At 42.1% G+C, this 24,991-nt stretch carries 25 protein-coding genes, 1 pseudogene and 1 riboswitch; of the genes and pseudogenes, 13 read left to right on the top strand and 13 right to left on the bottom strand.

Annotated elements, in window-relative coordinates; all coding sequences use genetic code 11:
• Positions 1–470 precede the first annotated feature (470 nt).
• From mobC to BM265_RS04885, 3 genes are read left to right on the top strand one after another with little or no spacing between them, the layout of a single operon-like run.
• The gene (mobC, locus tag BM265_RS19670; protein ID WP_074960453.1) at positions 471–1,223 is read left to right on the top strand and encodes a MobC domain-containing protein; all 753 of its coding nucleotides are present in this window, start codon (positions 471–473) and stop codon (positions 1,221–1,223) included.
• Positions 1,127–2,434: a relaxase/mobilization nuclease domain-containing protein gene (locus BM265_RS04890; RefSeq protein ID WP_074960540.1), complete on the top strand. Its 1,308-nt coding sequence runs from the start codon at positions 1,127–1,129 to the stop codon at positions 2,432–2,434. The genes mobC and BM265_RS04890 overlap by 97 nt, the downstream gene beginning before the upstream one ends.
• A 14-nt stretch (positions 2,435–2,448) precedes the next feature.
• Positions 2,449–3,042, top strand: coding sequence for a recombinase family protein (locus BM265_RS04885; RefSeq protein WP_074960452.1), 594 nt, complete (start codon positions 2,449–2,451; stop codon positions 3,040–3,042).
• 3 nt (positions 3,043–3,045) lie between these two features.
• Here the strand turns inward: BM265_RS04885 and BM265_RS04880 are convergent, their stop codons facing one another.
• The gene (locus BM265_RS04880) at positions 3,046–4,245 is read right to left on the bottom strand and encodes a cation:proton antiporter (RefSeq protein ID WP_074960451.1); all 1,200 of its coding nucleotides are present in this window, start codon (positions 4,243–4,245) and stop codon (positions 3,046–3,048) included.
• 41 nt (positions 4,246–4,286) lie between these two features.
• A riboswitch (Fluoride riboswitch) is annotated at positions 4,287–4,360 on the bottom strand.
• Between the two features lie 131 nt (positions 4,361–4,491).
• Between BM265_RS04880 and BM265_RS04875 the strand changes: the two genes are divergently transcribed.
• The 3 genes from BM265_RS04875 to BM265_RS04865 are packed head-to-tail and all read left to right on the top strand — an operon-like array spanning position 4,492 to position 6,484.
• On the top strand, positions 4,492–5,205 hold the full coding sequence (locus BM265_RS04875; protein WP_074960450.1) for a DUF134 domain-containing protein: 714 nt from the start codon (positions 4,492–4,494) through the stop codon (positions 5,203–5,205).
• Positions 5,205–5,678: a C-GCAxxG-C-C family protein gene (locus BM265_RS04870; RefSeq protein ID WP_074960449.1), complete on the top strand. Its 474-nt coding sequence runs from the start codon at positions 5,205–5,207 to the stop codon at positions 5,676–5,678. Before BM265_RS04875 ends, BM265_RS04870 begins: the two co-directional genes overlap by 1 nt.
• Positions 5,675–6,484, top strand: a complete 810-nt coding sequence (locus tag BM265_RS04865; protein WP_074960448.1) for an MBL fold metallo-hydrolase — start codon at positions 5,675–5,677, stop codon at positions 6,482–6,484. Before BM265_RS04870 ends, BM265_RS04865 begins: the two co-directional genes overlap by 4 nt.
• Before the next feature lie 41 nt (positions 6,485–6,525).
• Here the strand turns inward: BM265_RS04865 and BM265_RS04860 are convergent, their stop codons facing one another.
• The 11 genes from BM265_RS04860 to BM265_RS04815 all read right to left on the bottom strand — a co-directional run bounded on the left by BM265_RS04860 (position 6,526) and on the right by BM265_RS04815 (position 14,389).
• On the bottom strand, positions 6,526–7,092 hold the full coding sequence (locus tag BM265_RS04860) for a chromate transporter (RefSeq protein ID WP_074960447.1): 567 nt from the start codon (positions 7,090–7,092) through the stop codon (positions 6,526–6,528).
• Positions 7,079–7,777: a chromate transporter gene (locus BM265_RS04855; protein ID WP_242940776.1), complete on the bottom strand. Its 699-nt coding sequence runs from the start codon at positions 7,775–7,777 to the stop codon at positions 7,079–7,081. Before BM265_RS04855 ends, BM265_RS04860 begins: the two co-directional genes overlap by 14 nt.
• A gap of 210 nt (positions 7,778–7,987) precedes the next feature.
• Positions 7,988–8,206 (bottom strand): hypothetical protein, encoded by a 219-nt coding sequence (locus BM265_RS04850; RefSeq protein ID WP_205582152.1) that lies wholly within the window; start codon positions 8,204–8,206, stop codon positions 7,988–7,990.
• A gap of 14 nt (positions 8,207–8,220) precedes the next feature.
• Positions 8,221–8,562, bottom strand: coding sequence for a hypothetical protein (locus BM265_RS04845; RefSeq protein WP_074960445.1), 342 nt, complete (start codon positions 8,560–8,562; stop codon positions 8,221–8,223).
• A 19-nt stretch (positions 8,563–8,581) separates the two neighbouring features.
• Positions 8,582–10,183 (bottom strand): AAA family ATPase, encoded by a 1,602-nt coding sequence (locus BM265_RS19535; protein WP_081358366.1) that lies wholly within the window; start codon positions 10,181–10,183, stop codon positions 8,582–8,584.
• A 6-nt stretch (positions 10,184–10,189) separates the two neighbouring features.
• Entirely contained in the window at positions 10,190–10,330 is a 141-nt protein-coding gene (locus BM265_RS19970; protein WP_177219542.1) for a hypothetical protein, read from the bottom strand.
• Positions 10,331–10,338: 8 nt separating this feature from the next.
• On the bottom strand, positions 10,339–11,388 hold the full coding sequence (locus tag BM265_RS04830) for a nuclease-related domain-containing protein (RefSeq protein WP_074960444.1): 1,050 nt from the start codon (positions 11,386–11,388) through the stop codon (positions 10,339–10,341).
• A gap of 97 nt (positions 11,389–11,485) precedes the next feature.
• Positions 11,486–12,325: a radical SAM protein gene (locus tag BM265_RS04825; protein WP_074960443.1), complete on the bottom strand. Its 840-nt coding sequence runs from the start codon at positions 12,323–12,325 to the stop codon at positions 11,486–11,488.
• Complete coding sequence (locus BM265_RS04820) at positions 12,318–13,658, bottom strand: helix-turn-helix domain-containing protein (RefSeq protein ID WP_074960442.1); 1,341 nt, start codon at positions 13,656–13,658, stop codon at positions 12,318–12,320. The genes BM265_RS04825 and BM265_RS04820 overlap by 8 nt, the downstream gene beginning before the upstream one ends.
• A 62-nt stretch (positions 13,659–13,720) precedes the next feature.
• The gene (locus tag BM265_RS19965) at positions 13,721–13,867 is read right to left on the bottom strand and encodes a YkvA family protein (RefSeq protein WP_177219541.1); all 147 of its coding nucleotides are present in this window, start codon (positions 13,865–13,867) and stop codon (positions 13,721–13,723) included.
• Positions 13,868–14,158: 291 nt separating this feature from the next.
• On the bottom strand, positions 14,159–14,389 hold the full coding sequence (locus BM265_RS04815; protein WP_074960441.1) for a DUF6809 family protein: 231 nt from the start codon (positions 14,387–14,389) through the stop codon (positions 14,159–14,161).
• A gap of 121 nt (positions 14,390–14,510) precedes the next feature.
• Here BM265_RS04815 and BM265_RS04810 point away from each other — a divergent pair, with 121 nt between their 5' ends.
• Positions 14,511–16,400: a helicase C-terminal domain-containing protein gene (locus BM265_RS04810; protein WP_081358364.1), complete on the top strand. Its 1,890-nt coding sequence runs from the start codon at positions 14,511–14,513 to the stop codon at positions 16,398–16,400.
• Between the two features lie 66 nt (positions 16,401–16,466).
• Here the strand turns inward: BM265_RS04810 and BM265_RS21070 are convergent, their stop codons facing one another.
• A complete protein-coding gene (locus tag BM265_RS21070) occupies positions 16,467–16,715 on the bottom strand; it encodes a sporulation initiation factor Spo0A C-terminal domain-containing protein (protein ID WP_074960440.1) in 249 nt (82 codons plus the stop codon).
• 522 nt (positions 16,716–17,237) lie between these two features.
• Between BM265_RS21070 and BM265_RS04800 the strand changes: the two genes are divergently transcribed.
• The 6 genes and pseudogenes from BM265_RS04800 to BM265_RS04775 form a co-directional block, all read left to right on the top strand.
• Complete coding sequence (locus BM265_RS04800) at positions 17,238–19,757, top strand: ATP-binding protein (RefSeq protein ID WP_074960439.1); 2,520 nt, start codon at positions 17,238–17,240, stop codon at positions 19,755–19,757.
• Positions 19,758–19,759: 2 nt separating this feature from the next.
• Positions 19,760–21,484 (top strand): DEAD/DEAH box helicase family protein, encoded by a 1,725-nt coding sequence (locus BM265_RS04795; protein ID WP_074960438.1) that lies wholly within the window; start codon positions 19,760–19,762, stop codon positions 21,482–21,484.
• Between the two features lie 11 nt (positions 21,485–21,495).
• The gene (locus tag BM265_RS04790) at positions 21,496–22,629 is read left to right on the top strand and encodes a hypothetical protein (protein ID WP_074960437.1); all 1,134 of its coding nucleotides are present in this window, start codon (positions 21,496–21,498) and stop codon (positions 22,627–22,629) included.
• A complete protein-coding gene (locus BM265_RS04785) occupies positions 22,616–23,653 on the top strand; it encodes a DNA cytosine methyltransferase (protein ID WP_074960436.1) in 1,038 nt (345 codons plus the stop codon). The genes BM265_RS04790 and BM265_RS04785 overlap by 14 nt, the downstream gene beginning before the upstream one ends.
• Positions 23,640–24,707, top strand: coding sequence for a DNA cytosine methyltransferase (locus BM265_RS04780; RefSeq protein WP_074960435.1), 1,068 nt, complete (start codon positions 23,640–23,642; stop codon positions 24,705–24,707). Before BM265_RS04785 ends, BM265_RS04780 begins: the two co-directional genes overlap by 14 nt.
• A 59-nt stretch (positions 24,708–24,766) precedes the next feature.
• Positions 24,767–24,991: pseudogene (locus tag BM265_RS04775) on the top strand (IS110 family transposase); the annotation flags it as partial.

The raw sequence follows: 24,991 nt of genomic DNA, 5'->3' as shown, positions 1-24,991 counted from the left end.
ACTTTTCAGAAAATCATGCCCAAAACCTCAAAAACTCCGGTAGTAAAGTGAAGGGTGTTTTTCATAGGCGGTCAGACAGGGCAGAAAATTGAATGTAGCGATAAGCATATCGACATTCAAAATCGGCTCAGGGAGTGCCGAAAAATAGTTTCACCAGACTGCCGCCCACCCAGCATAATAACTGCGCCGTACCCCAGTATCATATAGTCAGAGCCGTGCGGATACAGAGAAAAGTCGCATAGCTCCAAATCACGCAGGAGCGTGAAAACAGCCGTAGGAACGGCAAAATTCAAGTGAGGGCGTGAAACGCCCGATCAATTTTCACAAGCACGGTATAAAGTATTACGATTATGGAAAATCGTAAACTTTATACGGCTTGTCAGGGGAAAATTCCCCTAAGACCCCTGAGAACGATTGCAGGAGCAATCGAACAACGGCGGCAGAACCGCCGAGAAAGCGAGGACAACACAATGTCAATATTCAAAAAGCCCGAAAAGGGTTTCCTTGCAAAGCTGTTCAAACACAAGCAAGTCGAGGAGCTTGCGGAGGAACTTGCCCACACCTATGCGGACGAAATGCAGGCGGATATGCTGTCAGATAATTCTGAAACGGATACCGCCGAGGACACCTCTGCCGAGCCGATACCAATGCTCGAAGTCACCGAAACGGGTGAGGTAGATTTCACCGAACCGCCCGAAACCACCGAGGGCGAATCTCCACCGCAGGACACCGAACCGAGCGAGGTACGCAAACACCTTATCACATTCCGAGTGAATGACATGGAGCTTGAAGCGATCAACCGCCGATATGCGGAAACATCATTCAGAAGCAGGGGCGATTTTTGCCGTTATTCTGCATTGACCGTGATGAATGTGGAGGAAGATACCGAGGACATCAAGCAGATAGCACGGTACATATCTTCAATCTCCAATTCGTTCAATCAGGTAGCCCACCGTGTCAACAAAGGCGGCAAGCTCTACGATGAAGATATTGCCGATATGAAAGAGAGGTTAGAGGAAGTTTGGCAGTTACTCGTATCCATACGATCCACACGGGAACATACGGTGCAATTGCTTATATCTGCAACCCAGACAAAACCGCAGACGGCAAATATGTTGTTAGCAACCTGTGCGTATCTACTCCATGTGGAGCATCAGAACAATTCAAAAATATCCGAGAGTGTGTCGGCACAGGGCGAAGCCGAAGTGAGTGCCAACACATAATACAATCGTTCGCCCCCGGAGAGGTCACTCCCGAACGGGCTTTGCTTATCGGGCAGGAACTTTGCAAGGCACTTTTCAATGACGAGTATCAGTATGTGCTTGCCGTCCATTGTGACCATGAGCATATCCACAATCACATCATCGTGAATAATGTAAATTTCTACACGGGCAAAACCTTTGAGACTGAGCATAATCAAGGCAAGATACCCGACCGAGCGTGGAGCAAACTACGCATGATTTCGGACGAACTTTGCAGGAAACACGGACTTTCTATTATCGAGAATCCGCATCTTTCAAAGGGCAAGAGCCATTGGGAGTGGGAGCTTGACAAACAAAATCTTTCGTGGAAGGAACAGCTTAAAAGAACTATCGACGAGGTTATCAAGGGCAGCGAGGACTTTGAAGATTTCCTTGCAAAGTGTGCTGATTTCGGAATACTTGTTGACTACAATCCCGACCATAAAATTGACCTGAAATTTATGCTTGCCGAACAGAAAGAGCGTAATCCGAGGGCGAAGTTTACAAGAGCCAAAACGCTGGGCTACTTCTACGAGAGCCAGCAGATCAGAAGGCGTATCGAGAGTTACAAGTACCAAATGTCGCACCGCCCAACAGCGAGAATTATCCGCACCACAGCAGAGAAATTCCAACAGTCTCAGGGCTTGCAGAATTGGGCAGACCGTGAGAATATGAAAGCGGCGAGCAAGGCACTCAACGAGATGAACGCAAGCAACTCCACCCTTGAAGAATTGGAGAGTGCAGCTCACAGGGCTTTTGCTGAATTTATGGTGATGTCAACACCGCAGATCGAATTGAGCGACCGTATCCACGAATTAGAGAAGCAAATTCCGGCTATCGAGGAATATCGCAAGTATAAGGTCTATTACAAGACCTATTCTTCTTTGGAGGGAAAGGCTAAAAAGAAATATGGGGAGAACTGCCGTTACGAACTCGACCAGTATCATGAGTGCCGTAAAAAGCTGAAAGAACTGTTTCCCGACGGCATCATTCCCAAAATCAAGGACTTGCAGGACGAGCTGAAAAAAGCCCGTGAAGATTATGCCAAGATGAGTGCGGAGCGTAAAGCCCTAAAGAAAGAAGCGGACAGGCTTTCACGGCTTGCACAGCAGAAGCGTGACAGTCAGAGAACACTTGCCCGATATATGCAGAACGAACAAGCTGCCAAGAGAAAGAAAAGTCAGCTTGAATAAAGAAAGGAATTTTTATGAGTAGAATAGGTTATATCCGTGTTTCCACGGAACATCAGGAGACAGCAAGACAGCAGGAGATCATGTGCGACTATCAGGTTGACCGCATTTTCTCCGAGAAGATTTCGGGAGCGAACAAAGACCGCCCTCAGCTCAGGGCTATGCTGGACTATGTGCGTGAGGGCGATACGCTTTACATCGAGAGCATCAGCCGTCTGGGGAGGTCAACTAAGGACTTGCTGAACATCATCGACACCCTTACCAACAAGGGTGTTACCCTCATCAGCCACAAGGAGAGCATCGACACGGACACGCCTGCTGGCAAATTCATGTTGACCGTGTTCGCTGCACTCTCTCAGCTTGAAAGAGAACAGCTCAAACAGCGACAGCGTGAGGGCATCGAAATCGCCAAAGCACAGGGCAAGTACACGGGCAGAAAGCCCATTGAAATTGACTGGACGAGGTTCGGTCAACTCTATGGGGAATGGAAGTCAAAGAGCATCACGGGCAGAGATTTTATGCGAAGAATGGGCTTGTCGGCTAACACTTTCTATCGCCGTGTCAGGGAGTATGAAGCGGAACACGGGATCGCAGAGCCGACTTCTGCTTGATCATTATTTTTGAGCATCAAGCAACTGCATATAACTCCTGTCAATTCCAATTGCCCCCAGCGGAGCTGTTATCAGTATCGCAAGCACCGCCACCGACAGCACGATCTTTCCGCAGGGCAGACCGAGTGAAAGCGGCACCGAGCCGATAGCCGCCTGCACTGTCGCTTTCGGAAGATAGGCTATCACGCAGAAGATACGCTCCCTTGCGTTCAGCTCCGTACCGAGCAGACACAGACACACGCCCACAGCCCTGAAAGTAAGCGCTATGAATATCATCAGCACAGCTATACCGCCTGCCGACAAAGTATAACGCACATCGACCGCCGCACCCACAAGCACGAACAGCATGACCTCGGCGGCTATCCACAGCTTGCCGAACTTCTCGGACAGCCGAGTGGAAACGCTATTGTCGGTTTTCAGCTTGACAACGCAAGCCATAGCCACAACAGCAAGCAGTCCCGATAATGCAACATAGGGCTTTACAAGCGTTTCAATGCTCATCAGCAGGAACGCAGTACCAAGCAGGATAATGACCTTCGTGCTGTTCCTGATCTTGTGTCTGTGCTGATATGACTTCTCAAACAGCAGATACACACCAAATCCCACTGCTGCACCGAGCAGAACACCAAGCACAATGGATATGGGAATATTCAAGAAGTCAGTGACCTTAGCTGAGCCGCCCTGCGCCATCGTCACAAACGTTGAGAATAATACAATCACGAAAATATCATCGCAGGACGCTCCGGCAAGTATCATCTGGGGTATACTTTTTTTCGTACCCCATTTATCTTCAATGAGCTTCACCATTCGTGGTACGACCACCGCAGGAGATACTGCACTCAGCACCGCCCCCATGACGGCAGCTTCGATACGATCTACCCCAAGCAAGATAGGTGCGAAAACAACATACCCTACTATCTCACAGCAGGCAGGCACAAAGGACATCAACACCGCAGGTCTGCCGACTCTTTTCAGGTCGGACAAATTCAGCGAAAGCCCTGCCTTTATCAGTATGATAATGAGGGCTATCTGCCGAAGCTCCGTGGATATGCCGAGTATTTTCGGATCGAGCAGATCAAGCACATAGAGGCTTACAAGAATTCCAACAGCAAGCATACCGATGATGCGTGGCAAGCCTATCCTTTCAAAGATCGCAGCAGCAGATAACCCAACAAGAAAAATGATTGCAAGTGATAACAGCATAAAAATTCCTCCATAAAATAAAAGAGCCGACAACTATTGCGTAAAACGCAGAAGTCATCAGCTTATGTTAAGCGGTTTCGGTTTCCCGTGGGAGAACATCATTCCCGTATGAAATTTTCTGTTATTATTATAACATTTTGCCGGCAAGTTGTCAATAGTGAATCTAAACCGAGAATTTCAATTTTGTACTTGACATAAGTCGAAAACTATGCTATAATCGACATAAGTCAGAAAGGAGATGCTATTATGCCAAGACCTCAGAAATCACGCCGTATCTGCTGTTATCCCGATTACTGGAGCTTTGCGCCCGATCAGGATAAGGCGAATGATACGGTCATTATGTCCCTTGACGAGTTTGAAACCATACGCTCTATCGACTATCAGGGAAAAACGCAGGAACAGTGCGCCCGTGATATGTTTGTTGCAAGAACTACCGTCACGGCGATATATGACAGCGCAAGAAAAAAGCTGGCTGCTGCACTGGTCGAAGGCAGACGCATCGTCATTTCGGGCGGAAATTATATTCTTGATAACACGGTCTCCGAGGAGATCGCACAGAAAGGAAATGGTATTATGAGAATTGCAGTGACTTATGAAAACGGACAGATCTTTCAGCATTTTGGCAGAACGGAGCAGTTCAAGCTCTATGACGTTGCCGACGGCAAGATCATTAATGAGCAGGTAGTTGGAACAATGGGCGCAGGACACGGCGCACTTGCAGGATTTTTGAAAAATGCACAGGCAGATGTGCTTATCTGCGGAGGCATCGGCGGAGGTGCGCAGATGGCTATGCAGGAGGCAGGCATCACCCTCTACGGCGGCAATTCGGGCAGTGCCGATGAAGCGGTGCAGGCTTTCCTTGCACAGACGCTTGTGAAGAACGAGAATCCTACCTGCGATCATCACCACGATCACGGCGAAGGTCATTCCTGCGGAAACCACTCCTGCGGTGAACACTGATGAAGTACGACCATACCGAAAAGGCAGTCGCTCTTTTCACACAGGGATATAACTGCGCTCAGTCGGTCTTTGTGGCGTTTTCTGATGTGACGGGCATGGACGAGGAGCTTGCCAAAAGGCTTTCATCATCATTCGGCGGTGGAATGGGACGGCTGCGTGAGGTATGCGGCACCTGTTCTGCCATGTTCATGGTGGCAGGCATTCTTTACGGCGAAGGAACGGAAACCGATCACGCTGTTAAAACAGAGCATTACAAGAGGATACAGTATCTTGCAGAGGAATTTCGCAAACAGCATGAAACCATCGTCTGCCGTGATCTATTGAAAGGTCTTTCCGTCACAAGCGAACCAACTCCCGAAAAACGTACCGAGCAATACTATAAAGTAAGACCGTGCGTGAAGTTTGTAAGAACTGCTGCGGAGATACTTGACCGCTATCTTGAAGAAAATCCGCCAAGAGGTGCTGAACTATGAAGATCGTCACTCTTGTAGAAAATTCCTGCGGTAATGAAAACTGTATTGCAGAGCATGGGCTGAGCATCTATATTGAGACTGAAAAACATAAACTCCTGCTCGATACAGGACAGACTGACGCTGTTGTGAAGAATGCGGGAGTTCTCAGAATAGACCTGTCTGCTGTTGATACTGTGATACTGAGTCACGGTCATTACGACCATTCGGGCGGTATCCTACCGTTTTCAAAGCTCAACCATACTGCACAGATAATTATGCAGAGGTTAGCCGCCGAACCGCATTACAACGGCGAGCGCTATATCGGCATTGATACCGATATACTCAAGCTGCCGAATGTCCGGCTTATTGACGGTGATATTCAGTTTGATGATGAGCTGTTCTTGTTCAGCGGCATCACAGGCAGGCGGTGCTATCCGCAGGGAAACAGAAAGCTGTCCTGTCTGAAAGACGGTGTAAAAACCGAGGACGATTTTATGCATGAGCAGTGCCTTGTCATCACACAGAACGGCAAACGCTGGCTTCTGTCCGGCTGTGCTCATAACGGAATACTCAATATCCTTGACAGATACAAGGAACTGTTTGACAGCTATCCCGACTATGTTATCACAGGATTCCACATGATGAAGCGTGATGGCGAGCACACCGAGGAAGAAAAAGCTGTTATCATTCAGACAGCGCAGGAGCTTGCAAAGATGAACACTGTATTTTACAGCGGTCACTGCACGGGCATTCCTGCATTTGAACTGATGAAAGAGATCATGGACGACAAGCTCATTGCTCTGCACAGCGGCGAAACTGTCATATAACATAAATTCCGTGAGCGAAAAACTCACGGATTTTTTTATCACTATAAACCAAGTGCATATCCTGCGATAATGCCGATAACAGCAGAAATACCTATGATCGCTATTGGGTGCAGCTTTTTGAAAGCAAGCGCAGCACCGAGGGCGAATATGCCAAGAGAGAGCCAGAAGCCTGCACCTGAAAATACAGAGTTCTTTAAGCCGTTCGGAAAGAAAACCGTCATTCCCACAGACAGAAACGCCGCCCCGATCAGACCGATCACCGCAGGACGCAGACCGTACATCACACCGTCAACAGCACGGCTCTTGCGGAATCTCTCATAAAACTTTGCAACGATCAGGATTATCGCAAAGGACGGCAGGACAACTCCGAGTGTAGCACAGACAGCCCCAAACATACCGCCTGTTCTGATGCCGACGAATGTAGCCATATTGATCGCCAGCGGCCCCGGTGTGCTTTCACTCACAGCAATGAAGTCCACTACCTCAGCCTGTGTGAGCCAGCCGTGACGCTCGACTTCGCTCTGTATCAGAGGAAGCATTGCATAACCGCCGCCGAACGTAAACGCACCGATCTTCAGGAAGGTCAGAAACAGCTCAATCCATATCATCGCTCTGCTCCTTTCTGAATATCAGCGACCATATAAGCCCGAATATTACACAGCCAATGATCACGAACACTGCATCAATTTTCAGAAAAGCTGTCAGCACCAATGCCGCTGCCATGATAACATAGGAAACAGCGTGCTTCTTCGTTGCCATGAACATGGTACAGACCGCTTTGAGTATCAGAGCGAGAACGCCTGCACGGATACCCATAAATGCGTACTGTACAGCTCTTGACTCCTGAAAGGCTTTCAGGATAAAAGAAATAAGCGAGATGATCAGGAATGACGGCAGCACCACTCCCAGCGTTGCACAGACAGCACCGAGCGTTCCGGCAGTACGACTTCCCACAAAGGTTGCTGCGTTGATCGCCACCGGTCCCGGTGTGGACTCTGCGATCGCCACGACCTCCAGTATATCGTCCTCATTCAGCCATTGTTTATTATCGCAGACCTCACGCTGTATCAGCGGTATCATTGCGTAACCGCCGCCAAATGTAAACGCTCCGATTTTCATAAAGGTCAGGAACAGATCAAGGTTTTTGTTCATAAGATCACCCTGATTATTATACCACAATGATAGATTAGTGTCAATCTTCAACTGCTTGCAAAGCAGACAGTTCTTATGCTTACTACCGCCCTCCTGATTATAGTAGGTTACATTTACAGCTTGGTATGTCACTCGTAACATCACGAGCCTGCGGAGTGTAAAACTAACCGCCTGAAAAGAAAAAACCTGAGAAGTTCTTGTGTGAGCAAATCTCAGGTCTTTGTCTGATATACAGTTCCAATAGAGTATGCTGTCATTGTGGCGCGCGCCATAATGCTGATTTGAACCCCAGCGGAACGGAAAGTGAGTGTGTCATTAGACTTTGGGCTAAGGACACACTAATTGTATCGCTTATAGATACTGATGAAGCCAATCAGGCATATTAGGATCATCAGTTGCCCATGATTCAACTTCTCTCTCCTCAGTTTCCCAATTGTTTTCATGTCCGTCGAAGAACTTTTGTCTATGGCACTTATACTTGACTACTGTTCCGCCTTCAAGACGGTACTCGTACCAGTAGTAGTTCTGCTTACCATAGCCCTTATACTCCTGCGTTGTGTAAATAGTCATAATATCAACCTCCCTCATTCATCGTCGATTTCAGTTTTTTCGCTTTCGTTATACAGCTCACCATTGGAATCGCTACATATCTGCCTTAGAGCTTCCTGAGCGGCTTCTGATCGTTCTACAACCGCTTGTTTCTTAGCTTTGTGTTTCTGAACAAGATGCTTGATACCTTCGTATGCACCTATTGCAGCAGCGATTACAACAGTTGCAGCACCAGCGCCCTCAATCATACCGTGTTCATGACCTTCCTGATAGCCTTCATTATGAATATCATCAATGAAGTTGTCTACACCACCGTGTTCGCTTGCTGTCTTTGTCAAATATGCGTAATTGCCTTTTTCATTTGCATCCCACGCCATAAACCATTTCTCCTTTCACTCAGTCGATATAATTAAACAGCCTGTCAGCCGTATCCGGACCTTTACCGTTCTTTTGCGTTGATTGCCTGCTGCCGATGAATGAATTTGCGGAAGTGCGCACTGCAAAGACCTTATACCCCTGCAAGAGATCGACCGCATCATTCTGTATTACGTTAGAAACAATAACGATCTCTATCTCAGGATTTTTCTTTTTCAGCTTAGTTATCATATCAAGGACAGATTTCCCAGTATTGATTACGCTGTCAACAATTACCGCAAGTCCTTGCTGTATATCGGGAAGTGCATCGGTTTTAGGATTGTAACTGTAAAATGTACCGCCAAAGCCTGTGTATACACCGTCACCGAAGAAGCGTCCGCCACGTTCAAGTACGATAACATCGGAATTGACATTCGGGATAAACCCTCGCATGACCTCACCGAGTTTTCTTCCAAGCCTGATGTGTGCATCTGCAAGCATTGCACCGTTTACACCTGAATCAGACTTGCAGATCGCAATATCATCTGCTATACTATCGTCATTATCAGCCAGTATGTAAGGAAATCTGTCATAGACTAAACTTATTCCTGACAAGTCCGAATCTCTCAGAGAACGACTAAGATATTTGCCGATATACAGGTAGCCCTTGTCTGCCTGTTTCAGCATAAAGTAATCATTCTTGCCGTCACCGTATGCTGTGACAGTATATCCTTTCTCTTGCAGGAGTTTGACTACAAAATACTTTGTGTCAGCCGAGATAAGCGTATCAGCAATCACGTTCTTTAACGTAAACTGTTCGGCAAGCCGTTCCCAAAGCAGCTTGATACCTGATGAAAGTATAACATAGTTTTTATCAGCAACCATACCAAAGATAGTTCCGTTGAGGTCTACTGTACTGAGTTTTTCGGTGTCATAGCTTAGATTTTCAACTTCTTTGGTGAACTGAAATGCCTGATACCCCGTATAGAAATTGCCGTCAAATACATGAGTAACGTGACCGCCTGTGCAAACCCTGAACGAGTCCTGTTCTATAATGGTCTTGTCACCGTCACATATATGAATATCGCATGGCTGCGGATAAAAGTGCATGATCTGATCGGCTATGTCCTCAGCAAGTCCGAATGAACTGAACCCGTTCTCAATACTGTCGATGAAAGCCTGCAACTCATCAGCAGAAATATCTTTCACTACATAGAAGTCCTTGTTATGCTTATGACATTCGGCTCTCAGACTTTCAATCTCAAAACTCTGCCACTTGCGGATACGTTCGATAGAAAGCTCTGCAAATCTTCTGTTTTTATCAGAACTTTTCAGCCGCTCACTGATAATTTCAGGCTCGCAGTATAGATATATGAAAACATCGTATAACTCTCCGTCAGCATCGGTAAAAGCCACATCATCAAGAAAGGAATAGTGACCGTCCGAGATAAAGTTGCCTGTTCTTGCTTTGAGCTGTTCGGCATATCTGATACGGAGAGACTTCTTTTCGGTATCGGGAAGATCCGAAAATCTTCCCGATGCCATTCTGTTAAGCTCCGTGCTTCCATGTACAACAGGGATAGTAAGCCATTCAAATACTGTTGTCTTGCCTGCACAGGGCAGACCGTAGAGTGCATACTTCACAAATCATCAACCCCTATTCTTATTAGCAGCCACACCGAGGAGCAGAACGATTATATCGTCCACGGGTGAACCGGGACACACGTCAATGGGCGAGATGATATAGAGAAGAACCAGTATTATAAGCATACCTTTTTTTACATCATCCATAGTATACCTCACTTTCTGAGCAGTCTGCCACCGAGAAGAAGTGCAGCATTCATCAGTGTAACACCGATTGCAGCAGCCACCATTCCTTTTCCATAAGTATGTACCGGCTTCTTTGGAATATTGACCTCAGCCTTAATATCCGAAGCATTTACTGCTTCTTCATCGGGCTGTTCAATATCTTCGCATTCTTGGTCAGCTTCTTCGGCTGCTTCGAGTTTAGCCATAAGTACCGCAAAGTCTCTCTTGAACTCAGTCATGTCTATCGACATCTGATATTCCTCCGGACACTTCACCTCAGTCACAGCTTCTGTCATGGTGCAGATGCTCTCATAGGAATACCACTGGTTGCTTGTAAACTTTTCGATGAAAGACGGGAGATAGCTGCTGGGACATACCTTGATATAGTGATATTTGCATTCAACGTCAAGGCGAGGATTCGTGAAAGTTACGATCTTGAAGATTTTCAGATAATCCATTCCAGCACGTTCAAGTGCCTTACGGAGCAGAGCTTCACGCTCGTCCATTTTATCAGCGATATTGCAGTCATGGTGCATCGAGTTACCTATTCTGTAAAACTCGCCGTTCTCATCTATAAAGATGTTCTTCTTGCTGTTCTTGATCTCGATGATGAATATAGCATGATTGGTGAACACGATAGCATCGATCTCTGTTCTTCTGCCGTCGAACTCAAGTTCAACATTGTGAATCACACTATTCTGACAGCCGAGGTTATCTAATGCTCTGAACACCTTCTGTTCTCCCGCATTTCCTGAAAACTCAGCACTGATGTTATTGCAGACTGCCTTGCTGCCCTTTACGAACCTTGCAAGTTCATCATCGGCTATATGACCACGCTCATCATTCATCTTGCGGAGATGCCTTTCAACGTCCCAAAGCCGAAGATCACCGTTTTCAGCGTGTTCAGCGTTGAAGGTAAGATCGATCAGCTCTTTTTGGAGTTTAAGCAGCTCAGGCAGGTACTCACTCCTGGTATAAGTGTCCTTAGAAAAAGCGGTTATCTGGGAAATGATCTCGTTTACTCTCTTTTCATTCATCATTTCAAATTCCTCCCTCTTAGGTTGAAAACGGGTGTTTTTTCTTCTGTATACATTATAATACATATCAGGAAGCAGTTATTAAAACCGATTCCATGATTTACAGCCCTCGTGATTCTCTGAAACAAGTGTTTCTGTCGAATTCAGGAATTTCGGGGTTTATACGGTCAATATGTGTATCTGCTTTTGCTATCGGCGGCAGATCCACGCAGTTACCGCATAAATAGACATTTCCATTAGCGTAGAATATATTGTTTATCCCTGCACCGCACATACCTCCGTACATCGTGCAGTCATATTTGCCTATACGAACATTAACTCTGCTCTTGGCTTTATCAAGGAAACTGTGGAACTCGTCTAAGGATATACCGCCCTTACCTATCATTCGGGAGAATGTTATCCTGCTGCCGAACTGCTCAAAGAAAGCAATTGTATCATCAACATTTTCAAGCGTATCTCTGCCAACGGTACAATTCATAGAGGGATAGTAATCGTTTACCAAATGATACAGTTCGATAGCATTCATAACCTCTGAATGGGTATTGCATCTCAGCTTATTATGTATCTCAGGTATTCCGTCAATCGAGAAACCCACATTGACCTTATGTTCCTTGAAGAAACCGAGCATTTCTTCGGTTATGAGAGTTCCATTTGTTATGGTATAAGCAGCTATCCTGCCCGACAGAAGGTAGTCGCTGATATATTCAATGTATTCGAGCAGCGATTCGTAGTCGAGCAGAGGTTCGCCGTTGCCTACGAAACCGAGCTTGAATACCTCGATATCATACTTGTTTATGTGCTGCTTGATATTGTCAAGTATCGTATACACGTTCATTTCTGATTCTGTAAGGTGTTCTGCCTTTTCAGTGGTGTGAAAGTGGCAGTAGGTGCAGTTCAGGTTACAGCGGTTATTGATGCTGATACAAGCACGATCAATCATTCTGTTCCATTTCCTTTCTCAGCTCATCGCCTAATTTCCACCAATCGTTTGCTGTTCTATTTTGTCTGTCACGGATCAAAGTATCCACCCTGTCTAAGGTCAAAAGGTAGCGATAGATTGATTCAACATAATCGACCTTTTTACCTTCTTTAATCCTGTTATATCTTTGAACGGCACATTTTATTAGCGCAGTGTATCCATTACTATCCTGCTGATTCAAGGAAATATCAGGAAGGCTACAGAGCTTTTCAACGAATTTTTTGTTTGCGTGCCAACAAGCAATCATCAGCGGTGTGTTTCCTTCATTGATATTCTGCATTTTCAAATGGCTTGGAGTAGTTTCGTCCACAGAACCCTTGTTATAATCAGCTCCCATTTCAAGTAACAAATTGAACAATTTGAAGTTTCCCTTTTGGACGCAATGTGCAAGCGGTGTCAAACAATATCTGCTATTATCGGTTTTATCAAGGTCAGCTCCATTTTCAATCAAAAATTTGAGCTTGCGATATTGCTTTGTGTCCGAAACATAATAGCCGTCCCTTTCAGCGCACTTATCTTCATCATTACATCTGATGCAACTTATGAGCAAAGTCATACCATCAGGCAGATACATATTTAAATCGAGATCGGACATCATCTTCTGAAAAGCATCAAGATGTTCATATTCTTCATCAAGTGCAAGAAAAGACGCATAATTGGTATTGTTAGAGCGTTTGGCTATATAATCCTTTAAGAGTATGCTGTTATCATACGAGAGTGACATACCGATGTCATCATGAATAAGATAGATGACCTTATTGAGCTTTCTGTTTAACTGTTCAGCCAGTTCGATGATTTTAGCATCATTTTTGTCCTGCTTGAAATGACTGCTTCTCTCAAATAACAGTCTCTCTCGAAAACGGGTGCGATACTCATCAATCGTCATCATTACCTGCCAAGCAATCTTTTTGTTTCTGCCTTTATCCTTCTGATAGTCAAGTTCGTTCAATACAGTATCGGGAATGATTACCTGATCAAAATCTTCCAAAAGCATTGTTAGCAGTCTTTTGTTTTTTAGAAGTGCCGATGTGTCCGGAATAACAGCGGAAACACACTTTTCAAGTTCACTGATGTCAATATCAAAGATGTCAGCAAATTCCTGAATTCGTTCCTGTGTGGGTGTTAGCTTTCCTGTTTCATATTTGGCATATACAGAACGGTCAATATGAAGCTCTTTCGCTACATCTCCCTGTGTCATATCTCGGCTCAGACGGATCTCCTTCATTTTTTTGCTGATGATAACATTCTTACCATCTTTAAGAAATTCGTTTCTAAAATCTTTGTTACCAGACATATGATTACCTCCTTGATAATATAGGGCGGACACCTTGCCCACGGCATCCGCCCTATGCCGTCTTACTGTTTGTTTTCGAGTTTCTTCTGGCTTGCAAGTCCCAACAGGATCACAATGAAATCATCTACTGGACCGGGGACAAAGTCAATGGGGGAAATAACATAGATGACTACCAAGATGATCAGCATACCCTTCATTACATCATTCATAATAATACCTCCTCTGGTATTCACACAGTTCGTAACAGCTCCTTGCTGCCTCTCCTGTTGTATTTAGTATAGCACAAAGTAAAATGTGCGTCAATAGATAATGCACACTATGCACACATTGAGCATTGATTTGCACAAACAAAATGCACACCTCAAGGCACTTATGCACAAGCTCTATGCACATTTTATATCGTCTATGCACATTTTATGTGGTCATACTATTATATAAAGGGCTATGCCTTCCGTACACGGTCACGGAGGACATAGCCCTTTCCTTATGCTATGATTATATTAGTCCTGAATCTCCTGCATCATAGTTGCACCGTCCTTGAAGCCAACCTTGTAAGCAGCTCTCATTTCAGCGGCGGCGGTATCGCTCACGCAGTCCAGTATCTTGTGAAACACATCAATCTGCTCCTCACTCAGCGAATCTTCAAACGGTATGCAGAGCTTGTTGAACTCCTCAGAGAACTCGGCGGAGTGAATTTCACCCTGTCTGTAATTATACATCGCATCAATCATTTGTATCTGTCCTTTCGGTTTTATTGCTGTAAAACCAACCGTCCGAACATTACCAAATAATCGTTGCTAAGGTGTTGCTTACGGCACACCTCTCAGCAACAGTATTACAGAGCTTCACACCATGATGCGTTACTTGGAATATGACTTCCTGAACGATCACGGCTTACAGCACTTTGATAATTGGGTAGCGGTCTTTGGAGACCAGAAAACCGATTGGGAGTTAAAGCCTGCGGGCAACGGTTTCAAGGAGCGCACCCGTATCGCAAACTATACAGGTCTGCCTGAATTGATGAGTATGTTCAAGCAGGTCGCTGACATTCGTACCGCCGATACGCTGAAACTTGATGTGCCTGACTGTGATTATCAGGTGGTTCAGGTCGAAGCTACTCCTTTTCAGCAGGAGCTTGTTCAGGAGCTTGCCGACAGAGCTGATGCTATCAACAGCGGAAATGTTGATCCTACGATTGACAATATGCTCAAGATTACATCGGACGGAAGAAAGCTCGGTCTTGATCCTCGTCTGATTGATCCGTCATTTGAAGATAATCCCGACACAAAGCTCAATCGCTGTGTAGAGAATGTTGCCCGTATCCACGCTGAAACGACTGAGGACAGGCTCACGCAGATCATTTTCTGTGACTTGGGCGTTCCTCATAAGGCAGCCGGAGAAGCAGAGGTCGAGGGCGAAGATGCCGACGATGCTAAGGATAAGAAGTCTATCGCTGAGGTCGAATCTCTCGAAGAAGAATGTGACTTCTGCGTGTATGACGATATTCGTGACAAGCTGATTGCAAAGGGTATTCCTGCAAGTGAGATCGCATATATCCATGATGCAAAAACCGAACAGCAGAAATCTGACCTCTTTGATAAAGTCCGCAGCGGAGAAATCCGTGTTCTGCTCGGTTCTACGGCGAAAATGGGTACGGGTACAAACGTACAGAAACGGCTGATTGCCGTTCATGACCTCGATATACCGTGGCGACCGGCTGATCTGGAGCAGCGCGCCGGACGTATCATCAGACAAGGCAATGAGAACAAGAATGTTCAGATTTTCCGCTATGTAACAAAAGGTACGTTCGATGCGTACAGCTATCAGACATTGGAGAATAAGCAGAAGTTTATCTCTCAGATTATGACAAGCAAAACTCCTGCGAGAAAATGCGAAGATGTAGACCAGCAGGCTCTTACATACTCGGAGATCAAGGCACTCTGTACGGGTGACGAGCGTATTAAGGAGAAGCTCATGCTTGAAAATGATGTTAAGGAGCTGAGGGTTCTCGCAGCGGAGCATAGAAACACGGTGTTTGAGATGGAGGACAGGGTTGCCCGTTTTCCTGAACAGGAACAGCGACTGACAGCTATCCTTAATGATCTGCATACAGACCGTGAAGCTCTCCGAAAACTTCCGATTGATCCTGAGCGAAAACTGCCCGTATTCAAGATCATCATTGGGGAGACTGAATACACCGACAGAAAAGAAGCGGCTAAGGCTCTTGAAGATGCGGTATTGGCTATAAAGTACGCTGATACGCCTGTTAAGGTCGGCTCGTTCCAGGGCTTTGACCTGACAGTTACCGTCAACAGCAATATGATGGGCGGTGGTATGTCGGCTTGCCTGAAAGGTGCCGCTTCACATACTACAAAGCTGATCGAGAGTTTTGCCCATAACCTGAACCGCCTTGAAGCTGCCCTCTACAACATTGACGGCAGAATTGAGCGTACTCAGGCTGACCTTGCAAAGCTAAGGCTTGACCATGAAGAAGCCAAAAAGATCGTAGCAGAGCCGTTCCCGCAGCAGGAGGAGCTTGACAGCAAAGAGGAAAGACTGAAAGTCCTGACCGATGAGCTGAATCAGGCAGCTATCGAAGCTAAAAAGAACGCTCCAAAACGTGATAAGACCTATTACTTTGAGAGAGCGAAAATGAAGCGTGATGCGGCTCGACTTGCTAAAAAGCCGAGAACTCCGAAGGATAAACCTAAGAGTAAGGATAAGAAGCAAGGAATTGAATAGTCAACTTTGAACCCAGTGGGTTCAAAGTTAAAGCGGAGGTAACCAATAATGTTCCTCCGCTTTTTATTAGCTGTAACGCTTTGTGTACTTTATAGGCTTAGACTGTCTGTCCACTCTGTTTGCACAATATAGAATCAGTTCCTCGATAGATGGCTTTTGCCCATTTTCAGTCATACAATGCCACTTTGCTTTGATTGCAGGATCATCGCTTTCATACAGGTCATCTATAATAGCCTGAATTTCTCGTTTTACCTCCTCAACAGTTACACCGTTCTGCTCGGCAACAGTATTGAGAATACTCTCGATGTTTTCCATTCTCCATTTCCTCCGAATCAATAATCGTATAATAGAATTATAGCATACTTCATGCCGAAATTCTACGATTTTTCTGTAAACTAATCGTCGAAGAATGACGAGAAATGTCGAAAAGCGCAATTGACTGATAAAGATTATTAAATTACCTATTATTATAGAGCGATAAACACTCCCAATTATCTTGAGCATAGTCTACAATCAGCCGTATATTTCTTTGTGTAATATCACAACGCATTTTGAAAGCAAATTCTTCTTCTTTGCTTGCAATATGAACCCAAATGTGCTATAATGATTATGTATACGCAAAGCTATGTGAGGCATATTGCTAAGAACTTTATACAACAATCATTTCACGATTTCTATTATTTCAACAAAACAATATTTTGCAATCATAGTCACGTCAAATTTAATTGCGTATAATCACTAAATCTTGAAAATTATTCTTTGGTATTGACTTTAAGATAATTATGCGTTTCGTGTATTTGCGTAATGCATAGAAAGGTATTATATTGAGGTGATCATATGAATGAATCTGTATTATTAAACCTAACCCCTGATCCCAAAGTGCTTATTGCGCTTACCCATACACATATTCAGCCATTTGATGCCCTGTGTGAATTAATTGATAATTCTATAGATTCATTTTCAGCAGCGAAATTACAAGGAACTCCTATTTCAGCTCCTATAGTTCGTATTGATCTTCCTAAAGTATCAGATATTGATTCTAATAAAGGAGTTATTCGCATCTCTGATAACGGTCCGGGATTATCAGTTGAGTCGACAGAAAAAGCACTAAGGGCTGGTTTTTCAGGTAATAATCCATACGATACATTAGGTTTATTTGGAATGGGTTTTAATATATCGACAGGAAAAATGGGTAGTGTAACTACGTTTTATTCTGCACGAGAAGATAGTGAGCAAGCTGTTGAAGTTACAATTGATTTGAATGAAATAAACGAAACAAAGAATTATCAGGTTAAAGCTAATCTGATTCCCAAGAATGAAATATGTCATGGTACAATAATAGAGGTTTCTAATTGGTGGCCAGAGGGCAATTCTAACAGAGGATTTATTAAAGCACTGGTGCAATACGGCGCTAAGAAGATCAGGCAAGAACTTGGAAGAAGATATTCTACAATTCTAAGAGAAGAAGAGATTAAAATATTTGTAAATGAAACACCTTGTGAGCCTTTTGAACACTGTGTTTGGGGAGACAATAGATATGTCGAAAGAAAAAAATATGGTCGAATTCCGGCTGTTTTTAGATTTGATCAAACTATATTTTCGCAAAAAAAATGTATGCATTGCACGGCAACATTAGAAAACTATCAAAATCAATGTCCATCTTGTGGTTCTCACGAAATAAGGACTGTTGAAGAGAGAATATATGGATGGGTTGGCATTCAAAGATTTGATTCATTGTCTGAATTTGGCATTGATCTTATTCGAAATGGGAGGGCAATACGCATTTCAGAAAAGAATGCCTTTTTTGAGTATGTAGACGAATTTCAAAAAACGCTCAAGGATTACCCTATAGATTCTAACTTTGGACGTATTGTAGGAGAAGTTCACTTGGATCATGTTCCTGTTGACTTTATGAAACAAGATTTTCAAAGAAACAGTCCTGAATGGCATAGAGCTATTTCTTTTTTAAGAGGAGATAGTTCTTTACAGCCAACTCAGCCAGGTGCTGAAAATAATAATTCGCCCATTTTCAAATTGTTCCAAGGATATAGGAAGGTTAAAACAGCAGGAAAAACTGATTTATATATGGGAACTTGGGACTCCGTTAAAGAAGAACCGAGGCGTATCAGTCGTGATGTTGAAAAAGATTTCTATGAAAGATTTAAAAAACACGAACCTGGTTATTATGATGATGCTGAGTGGTACAAAAAGGTAGAAGAAGCAGAGCATAGACCAGTCAAACAACTACCACTTTGCCCTGTATGTGGTTGCCAGAACCTAGAAGAAGCAGAAGTATGTATGTCATGCCAGACAGTTTTAAAAGGGAAAAATTGTATTTCATGTAATGAAACCATTCCATTATCAGCTAAAATATGTCCTAAATGCGGAAAAAGTCAAGAAATAGAAGTGATAAAGCCTTGGATATGCAACATTTGCGGAGCAAAAAACAATGCAATTGATTCAGAATGCGTAAAATGCGGTGCTGTTAAAGGAGAAGAAAATCATTTATCAAAAGAATACTTATTGAAGCACTCCGAAAAAGATGATCATTTATCCATTAACAATTGTTTTGTTGAACTTGCAAATGGTCATAATTCTTCCGCTTTAAATGTTAATGTTTACACGACTAACGAACCGATTAAGTCGAATTTTGACAATAAATCGCTTCCTTTATTTACAGACAAAGTTTCTTTAGACGAGATTGCTATTTTTGTGGATAAATCTCATAGAATGTTTAAAAGCTGTAGAGTTAAAGTTGAGCAGATTATAGCTTCTGAAATTGCAGAGCATATTTATCTACTGAATAAATCTGTTGTGAGTGCTAACGGCAAACACACCATTTCTTTCATTTCATGGCAGATTATTGAAAAGTACTGGGCAGATAAAATGGAAGGCAATAGTGATAAGCTAATTTCTAGTATCGAGTCACTATTCAACATGATTAGAGAAAGATTGATGTTATCAAATACTGACTTTGAAGTTTGCAAAGATATGATGACTGATGAGCAAACAAAAACGATGATTAACAATATGATGAATTCAGGAGTGGATATTACTAAACTATCAGAAATAACTACTTCAAGTGCAGCATTTCAGTTCGTTTCTATATCGACTGTCATTCAATTGTTTTCTGTTCATCCGGAATTATTTTTTGATGGTGTTGTATGGAATGAACCATATAAAAATGTCGATGTGAATCATGATGTTCTATTATTCACACAAGAACGAATAAAAGGACTGTATAAGGGGTGCCTTGATGATTTACAATATTACATCGAATATAAAAGCCAAAGTGATTTTGTTATTCAAAAAACAAGAATCGCTGTCCAATTTTTAAATCAAAAGGTGGCTGATTAAATATGTTTATTAGCACTGAGGGCGTGAAAAATAGTTCATGGCAAAGCTTTGAACGTGTTATCAGTCGTTTATTGATGGCTGAAGGTTTCAATGGAGCACGTGTGGTTGGGCAGAGTAATGATCATGGTGCCGATATTGTAGCATCAAGAAATGGAATCAGATGGGTATTTCAAGCTAAGCATTGGAATAAGCCGGTAGGAATTGATGTAATTGATGAAACCCTTCGTGCAGCACAAATTTATAATGCAAAAATCCCAGTTATTGTTGCTTCTAACGGATTCGATTCAAAAGCAATAGAACATCAAAGGACACTTATGTCAAATGGTATTCCACTACAGTTGTGGGATGTTTCAGTCTTGATTGACCACGTTAAGCGATTACCAAATACAGTTCCAAACACCAATAAGCCAAGAGAGTATCAAGAAGATGCAATAGTAGGAATTGTAAATTCATTCATGAATAAAAAGTTTAAGGCACTTGCTGTGATGGCTACTGGACTTGGGAAAACGTTTGTTGCTGCTGAAGCTATTCGACGCATACTTGTAAATAAACCAAACTTAAAAGTGCTTGTTCTTGCACATACTAATCCCCTAGTATATCAGTTAGAACGTTCCTTTTGGAAATTCATGACCAAAGAACAAACCTCCATTATTTGGAATGGATATGAAGAACCAACACTATCTCAATTAGAAAAAGCCGACTTTGTATTTGCTTGTGTAAATAGTGTTTCCGATTATGCTACTCGCAACGAAGAATTACCGAAGTTTGATATTATCATAGTAGACGAATGTCATCATGCAGGTTCATCAATGTATCAAACAGTTTTTAATTATACAATGGCAGGAAAACGTAATGGTTCATTTTTGCTCGGTTTAACAGCTACACCATGGAGACCTGACGAGATTGATCTTAGCGATATATTCGGAGAAACTGTCGTTTGCATTGATATGGTAGAAGGTTTACAAAAAGGGTTCTTGTCTAATGTTGATTATAGAATGTATACTGATAATATTGATTGGGATTCTCTGAAAAATTTAAACGGTCAAAGTTTTACACCTAAACAGATTAATCGCACATTATTCATAGAACAGTGGGACGATTCGGTTGTCTATGAATTGAAAAAGACATGGCGTGAACAACCCAATCCTAGAGCTATTATTTTTTGTGGAACAATAGATCACGCTAATATAATGTGTACCAAATTAAATGCTATGGGCTTTTGTAAAGCAGCGGCAATCTATTCCAATTCTGGAAACGGATATACTATGACACAATTTGAGAAAAACCGTATTCTTACCGATTTTTCAGATGGAAATATAAATGTTGTATGTACCGTGGATATTTTTAATGAGGGCATTGATGTTCCAGATGTTAATATACTAGTTTTTCAAAGGGTAACCCATTCAAGAAGGATTTTTATTCAACAATTAGGAAGAGGATTAAGAATATCAGATAATAAAGATAAGGTGATTGTTCTTGATTTTGTCTCTGATATAAGAAGATTTGCTGCAGGTATTGAACTTAAAGATGGACTTGAACAAGGTACGAAACAAACAACCCGCATATCTATTCCCAATACAGTTACATTCAGAAAAGTTACAGGAGATGATCCAGAAACTGAACGCTTTTTAAGGATTTGGCTTGATGATATTGTGGCAATCGAAGAATCAGGAGATAATTCTAGTATTTTAAAATTCCCACCAATATTGCCCAACTCAAAAAGATAAAGGGGGTAAACATGGTTAATGAAAACAGAGAAGTTACAGAAAAGATAATTAATGAACTTCTACATGGAAAAATATGTACTGATGCTTCTGCTTTTTCTGAATTGCATAGAATAGCTACATGGACAAATCCATATGTTGATTACGCTTATGTTGATGATTACAGTAAAAAGACTATTGCTATTATTTTTTTTGATAAATACAATGATAATGAGATAATAAAAGAAAACACTGTCAAAGCTATTTCAGAATTCGATATGGTTGTAGATGCATATGATGTACATAGTCTTAATGAAGCTAACTTTTATTTACAAGATATAACTAGAACGCGCTTAAATGCTTTGCCTATTTCAGTGATAGTATACGATTCAAATGGAAAGGTTTCACCATTAAATACAATTAGCATTTCAGAACACAAAGCAACTAAACGAACCGTTAAGGAACAGCGTTCCTATTGGTGTTGGTGGAGGGACGGAAGTCATTTTGAAGTTGCAACATTGTTGGAATTGAGTCAAAAATATGATGATGAACAAGGAGACATCTATACAAATTTTGTCTATCCAGAATTCTTCAATTTAATGATTGAAGGAAAGACAAGAAAATGGGATGGGACTCCAAGAGTTAAGAAGTATTCCACTTCATCATATAAATCTGAAAAACAGAATTATAAAATCCCAATGTGTCAACTTGGATTGTGGGACGTTGAAACTGGTCATATAACTCATAAAGGTGAAAGTGTATTATGTGTAATAAAAAGATACGGTGCAGACAGTAAAGAATTTTTCGATTATTTAGCAAAGATAATTTTGATTGATGGGAAGCATCTTGATTTAATAAAGGATCTCGAGGAATTTCAAAAAAACAATACAGAATTAATTCCAGAATCAAGTTCAGAATTTTTCATCTTATTTGATGACTACATGACACAAAAGAACTCTATTGGAACGAGAAAACCTACAGCACAAAAAACTGGAGCTAAGAAAGCATATGTTAGAGATGAACCAAAACTATGGAATAAACTAGGCATCGTTAAGCTCCAAGGAAAATCTCGATACTATAAATCATATGTTGGCATTGAATTCGACTGGGATCGCATTAATGAGATTCTTTTAGCCGATATTTTTGGAGGTAGTAATGAAAAAATATAATATAGTAGATCTCTTTAGTGGAGCAGGCGGATTTCAGATAGGTTTTGAACGACAAGGTTTTAAAGTACTGCTATCTACCGATTTTGATGCTGACTGTGAGAATGTTCATAAGATAAACAGACCTAAAGTACCGTTTTTGAAAATTGATATTCACGATCTCGATAGCGATACAATAGATAAATATGTTAAAAAAGGTTCAAATATTGATGTGTTGATCGGTGGGCCGCCGTGTCAGGGTTTCTCTACTATTGGCAAACGTATATCCTCAGATCCAAATAAAAGAACTGCTTTTGATCCACGTAACACATTGTTTAGAGAGTATATAAGAATACTCCGATATTTACAACCAAAATTCTTTTTGATGGAAAATGTAGAAGGGTTACTAACAAGAGATAAGGGACGTATATTCGCAGAAATCAAAAAAACATTTGCAGAAACCGGGTATGATTTTAATTATGTGATTTTGAATGCAGCAGATTATGGTGTCCCTCAAATTAGAAACAGGGTATTCTTTTACGGTAATAGAGTAGGTGTGAAAATGCACCCGCCTACTCCTCAATATGGAGAATCAACTGGGAAACCATATAAAACTGTTGGTGAAGCTATTAGTGATTTAGCTGATAAGGGTGATGATCCTAGCATAAATCATGTAGCTTTAAAACATGGAGCAATCAATATTAGAAGATATTCCTTAATTCCAGAAGGAGGTCGACTTCCTGAAGATAATCTTCCTCCTGAGTTATACAGAAAGAACTTTGGAAATACGTTTAAGAGGCTGCATAGAAACAAACCATCTTTAACTATGGTTCCAGGACACAATGCATTTCCTATTCACCCTTGGCTTAACAGAAGTTTAACTGTGCGCGAAGCAGCAAGGATACAAACATTTCCCGATTCTTATATTTTTGCCGGACCAAGACAAAAGCAGTGTATGCAGGTGGGAAATGCAGTTCCACCACTTCTAGCTGAAGTATGGGCAAAATATTTAAGAGAGGAATTAGATAAATACTATGCAAGAATATAGTTTTATAGATCTTTTTAGCGGAGCTGGAGGTCTTTTACGTGGATTCATGGATGCTGGATTTAAGCCGGTCTTTTCGGTTGAGTTATGGCAGCCTGCCATTGAAACACATAATAAAAACTATCCAAACGTACAATTAATAAATAAGGATATAAGGACAATTAGCGATGATGAAATCAAACCATACAAAGGAAAAATTGATGTCATAGTAGGCGGGCCGCCTTGTCAAGGTTTTTCTACAATAGGCAAAAGACTTGTAAAAGATCCAAGAAATGAACTGGTATTTGAGTTCATAAGATTCGTAAATGTTATCAAGCCAAAGGTCTTTTTAATGGAAAACGTTAGAGGATTACTATCTTCTGATGGAGGAAAAATCAAAACTGCGATAATTAATGAGTTTGAAAGCGTTGGTTACAAAGTGATTTCTAAAGTTCTATGTGCTGCTGATTATGGTGTTCCTCAATTACGAAATCGAGTTTTTTTTATTGGTGTTAGGAATGATTTTAAGGGCGAGCCAAGTTTTCCATTAGCAACATACGATAAAGAATCGTATAGAACAGTTGGTGAAGTAATAAATGATTTAGTAGGAAAAGAGAACCAGTTTCCAAATCATATTCCTATGAAACATAATGCAACTGTAACTGCAAGAATCAGTTGCATAAAAGAGGGAGAAGGAATACCCAAAGAAGGTTTACCTGAAGATGTAGCTTTCGGTTCACGTAGTGACTATAAGAATAACCAGATTAAGAACTTTAGTCATGTATATAAAAGACTAAGTAGATATAAACCTTCTACAACAATGGTTCCAGGACATAATGCATTTCCATTGCACCCAACTCAGAATAGAAGTTTAACCGTTCGTGAAGCTGCGAGAATACAAACATTTCCTGATGATGTAATCTTTTGTGGAAATAGGCAAGAACAGTGTATTCAAGTTGGCAATGCTGTGCCAGTACAATTAGCTTCGTGTTTAGCTAAACACATCTCAGAGATTTTGAATGGAGCTTCCTGTAACCAAACAAATCAAGGGGTTGCAAAAAAGAACACCTCAGTGTAGAATGTAAATACTGACGATGCGAAAGTTAGTAATACAAACTACAGAAAGGTGTCCTCTATATGTATTATACACAAAATGAAAAGATTTTGCAAGTAGGAGAAGAAAAAATAATTGTCGGGATCGATGTAGGCAGCGAAAAGCACTATGCCAGAGCATTTGACTGGAGAGGGATGGAGTATTCAAAGAAGGCCTATGTGTTCACAAATGACGCAGAAGGATTCGCAGGCTTTTTTGAATGGATCACCGGGATCATGGAAAAGAGCGGAAAAGAAACCGTTATGCCG

This window comes from Hominimerdicola alba (genome assembly GCF_900112155.1).
GTDB lineage: Bacteria > Bacillota > Clostridia > Oscillospirales > Ruminococcaceae > Hominimerdicola > Hominimerdicola alba_D.
This window is presented reverse-complemented; position numbering and strand designations above follow the sequence as displayed.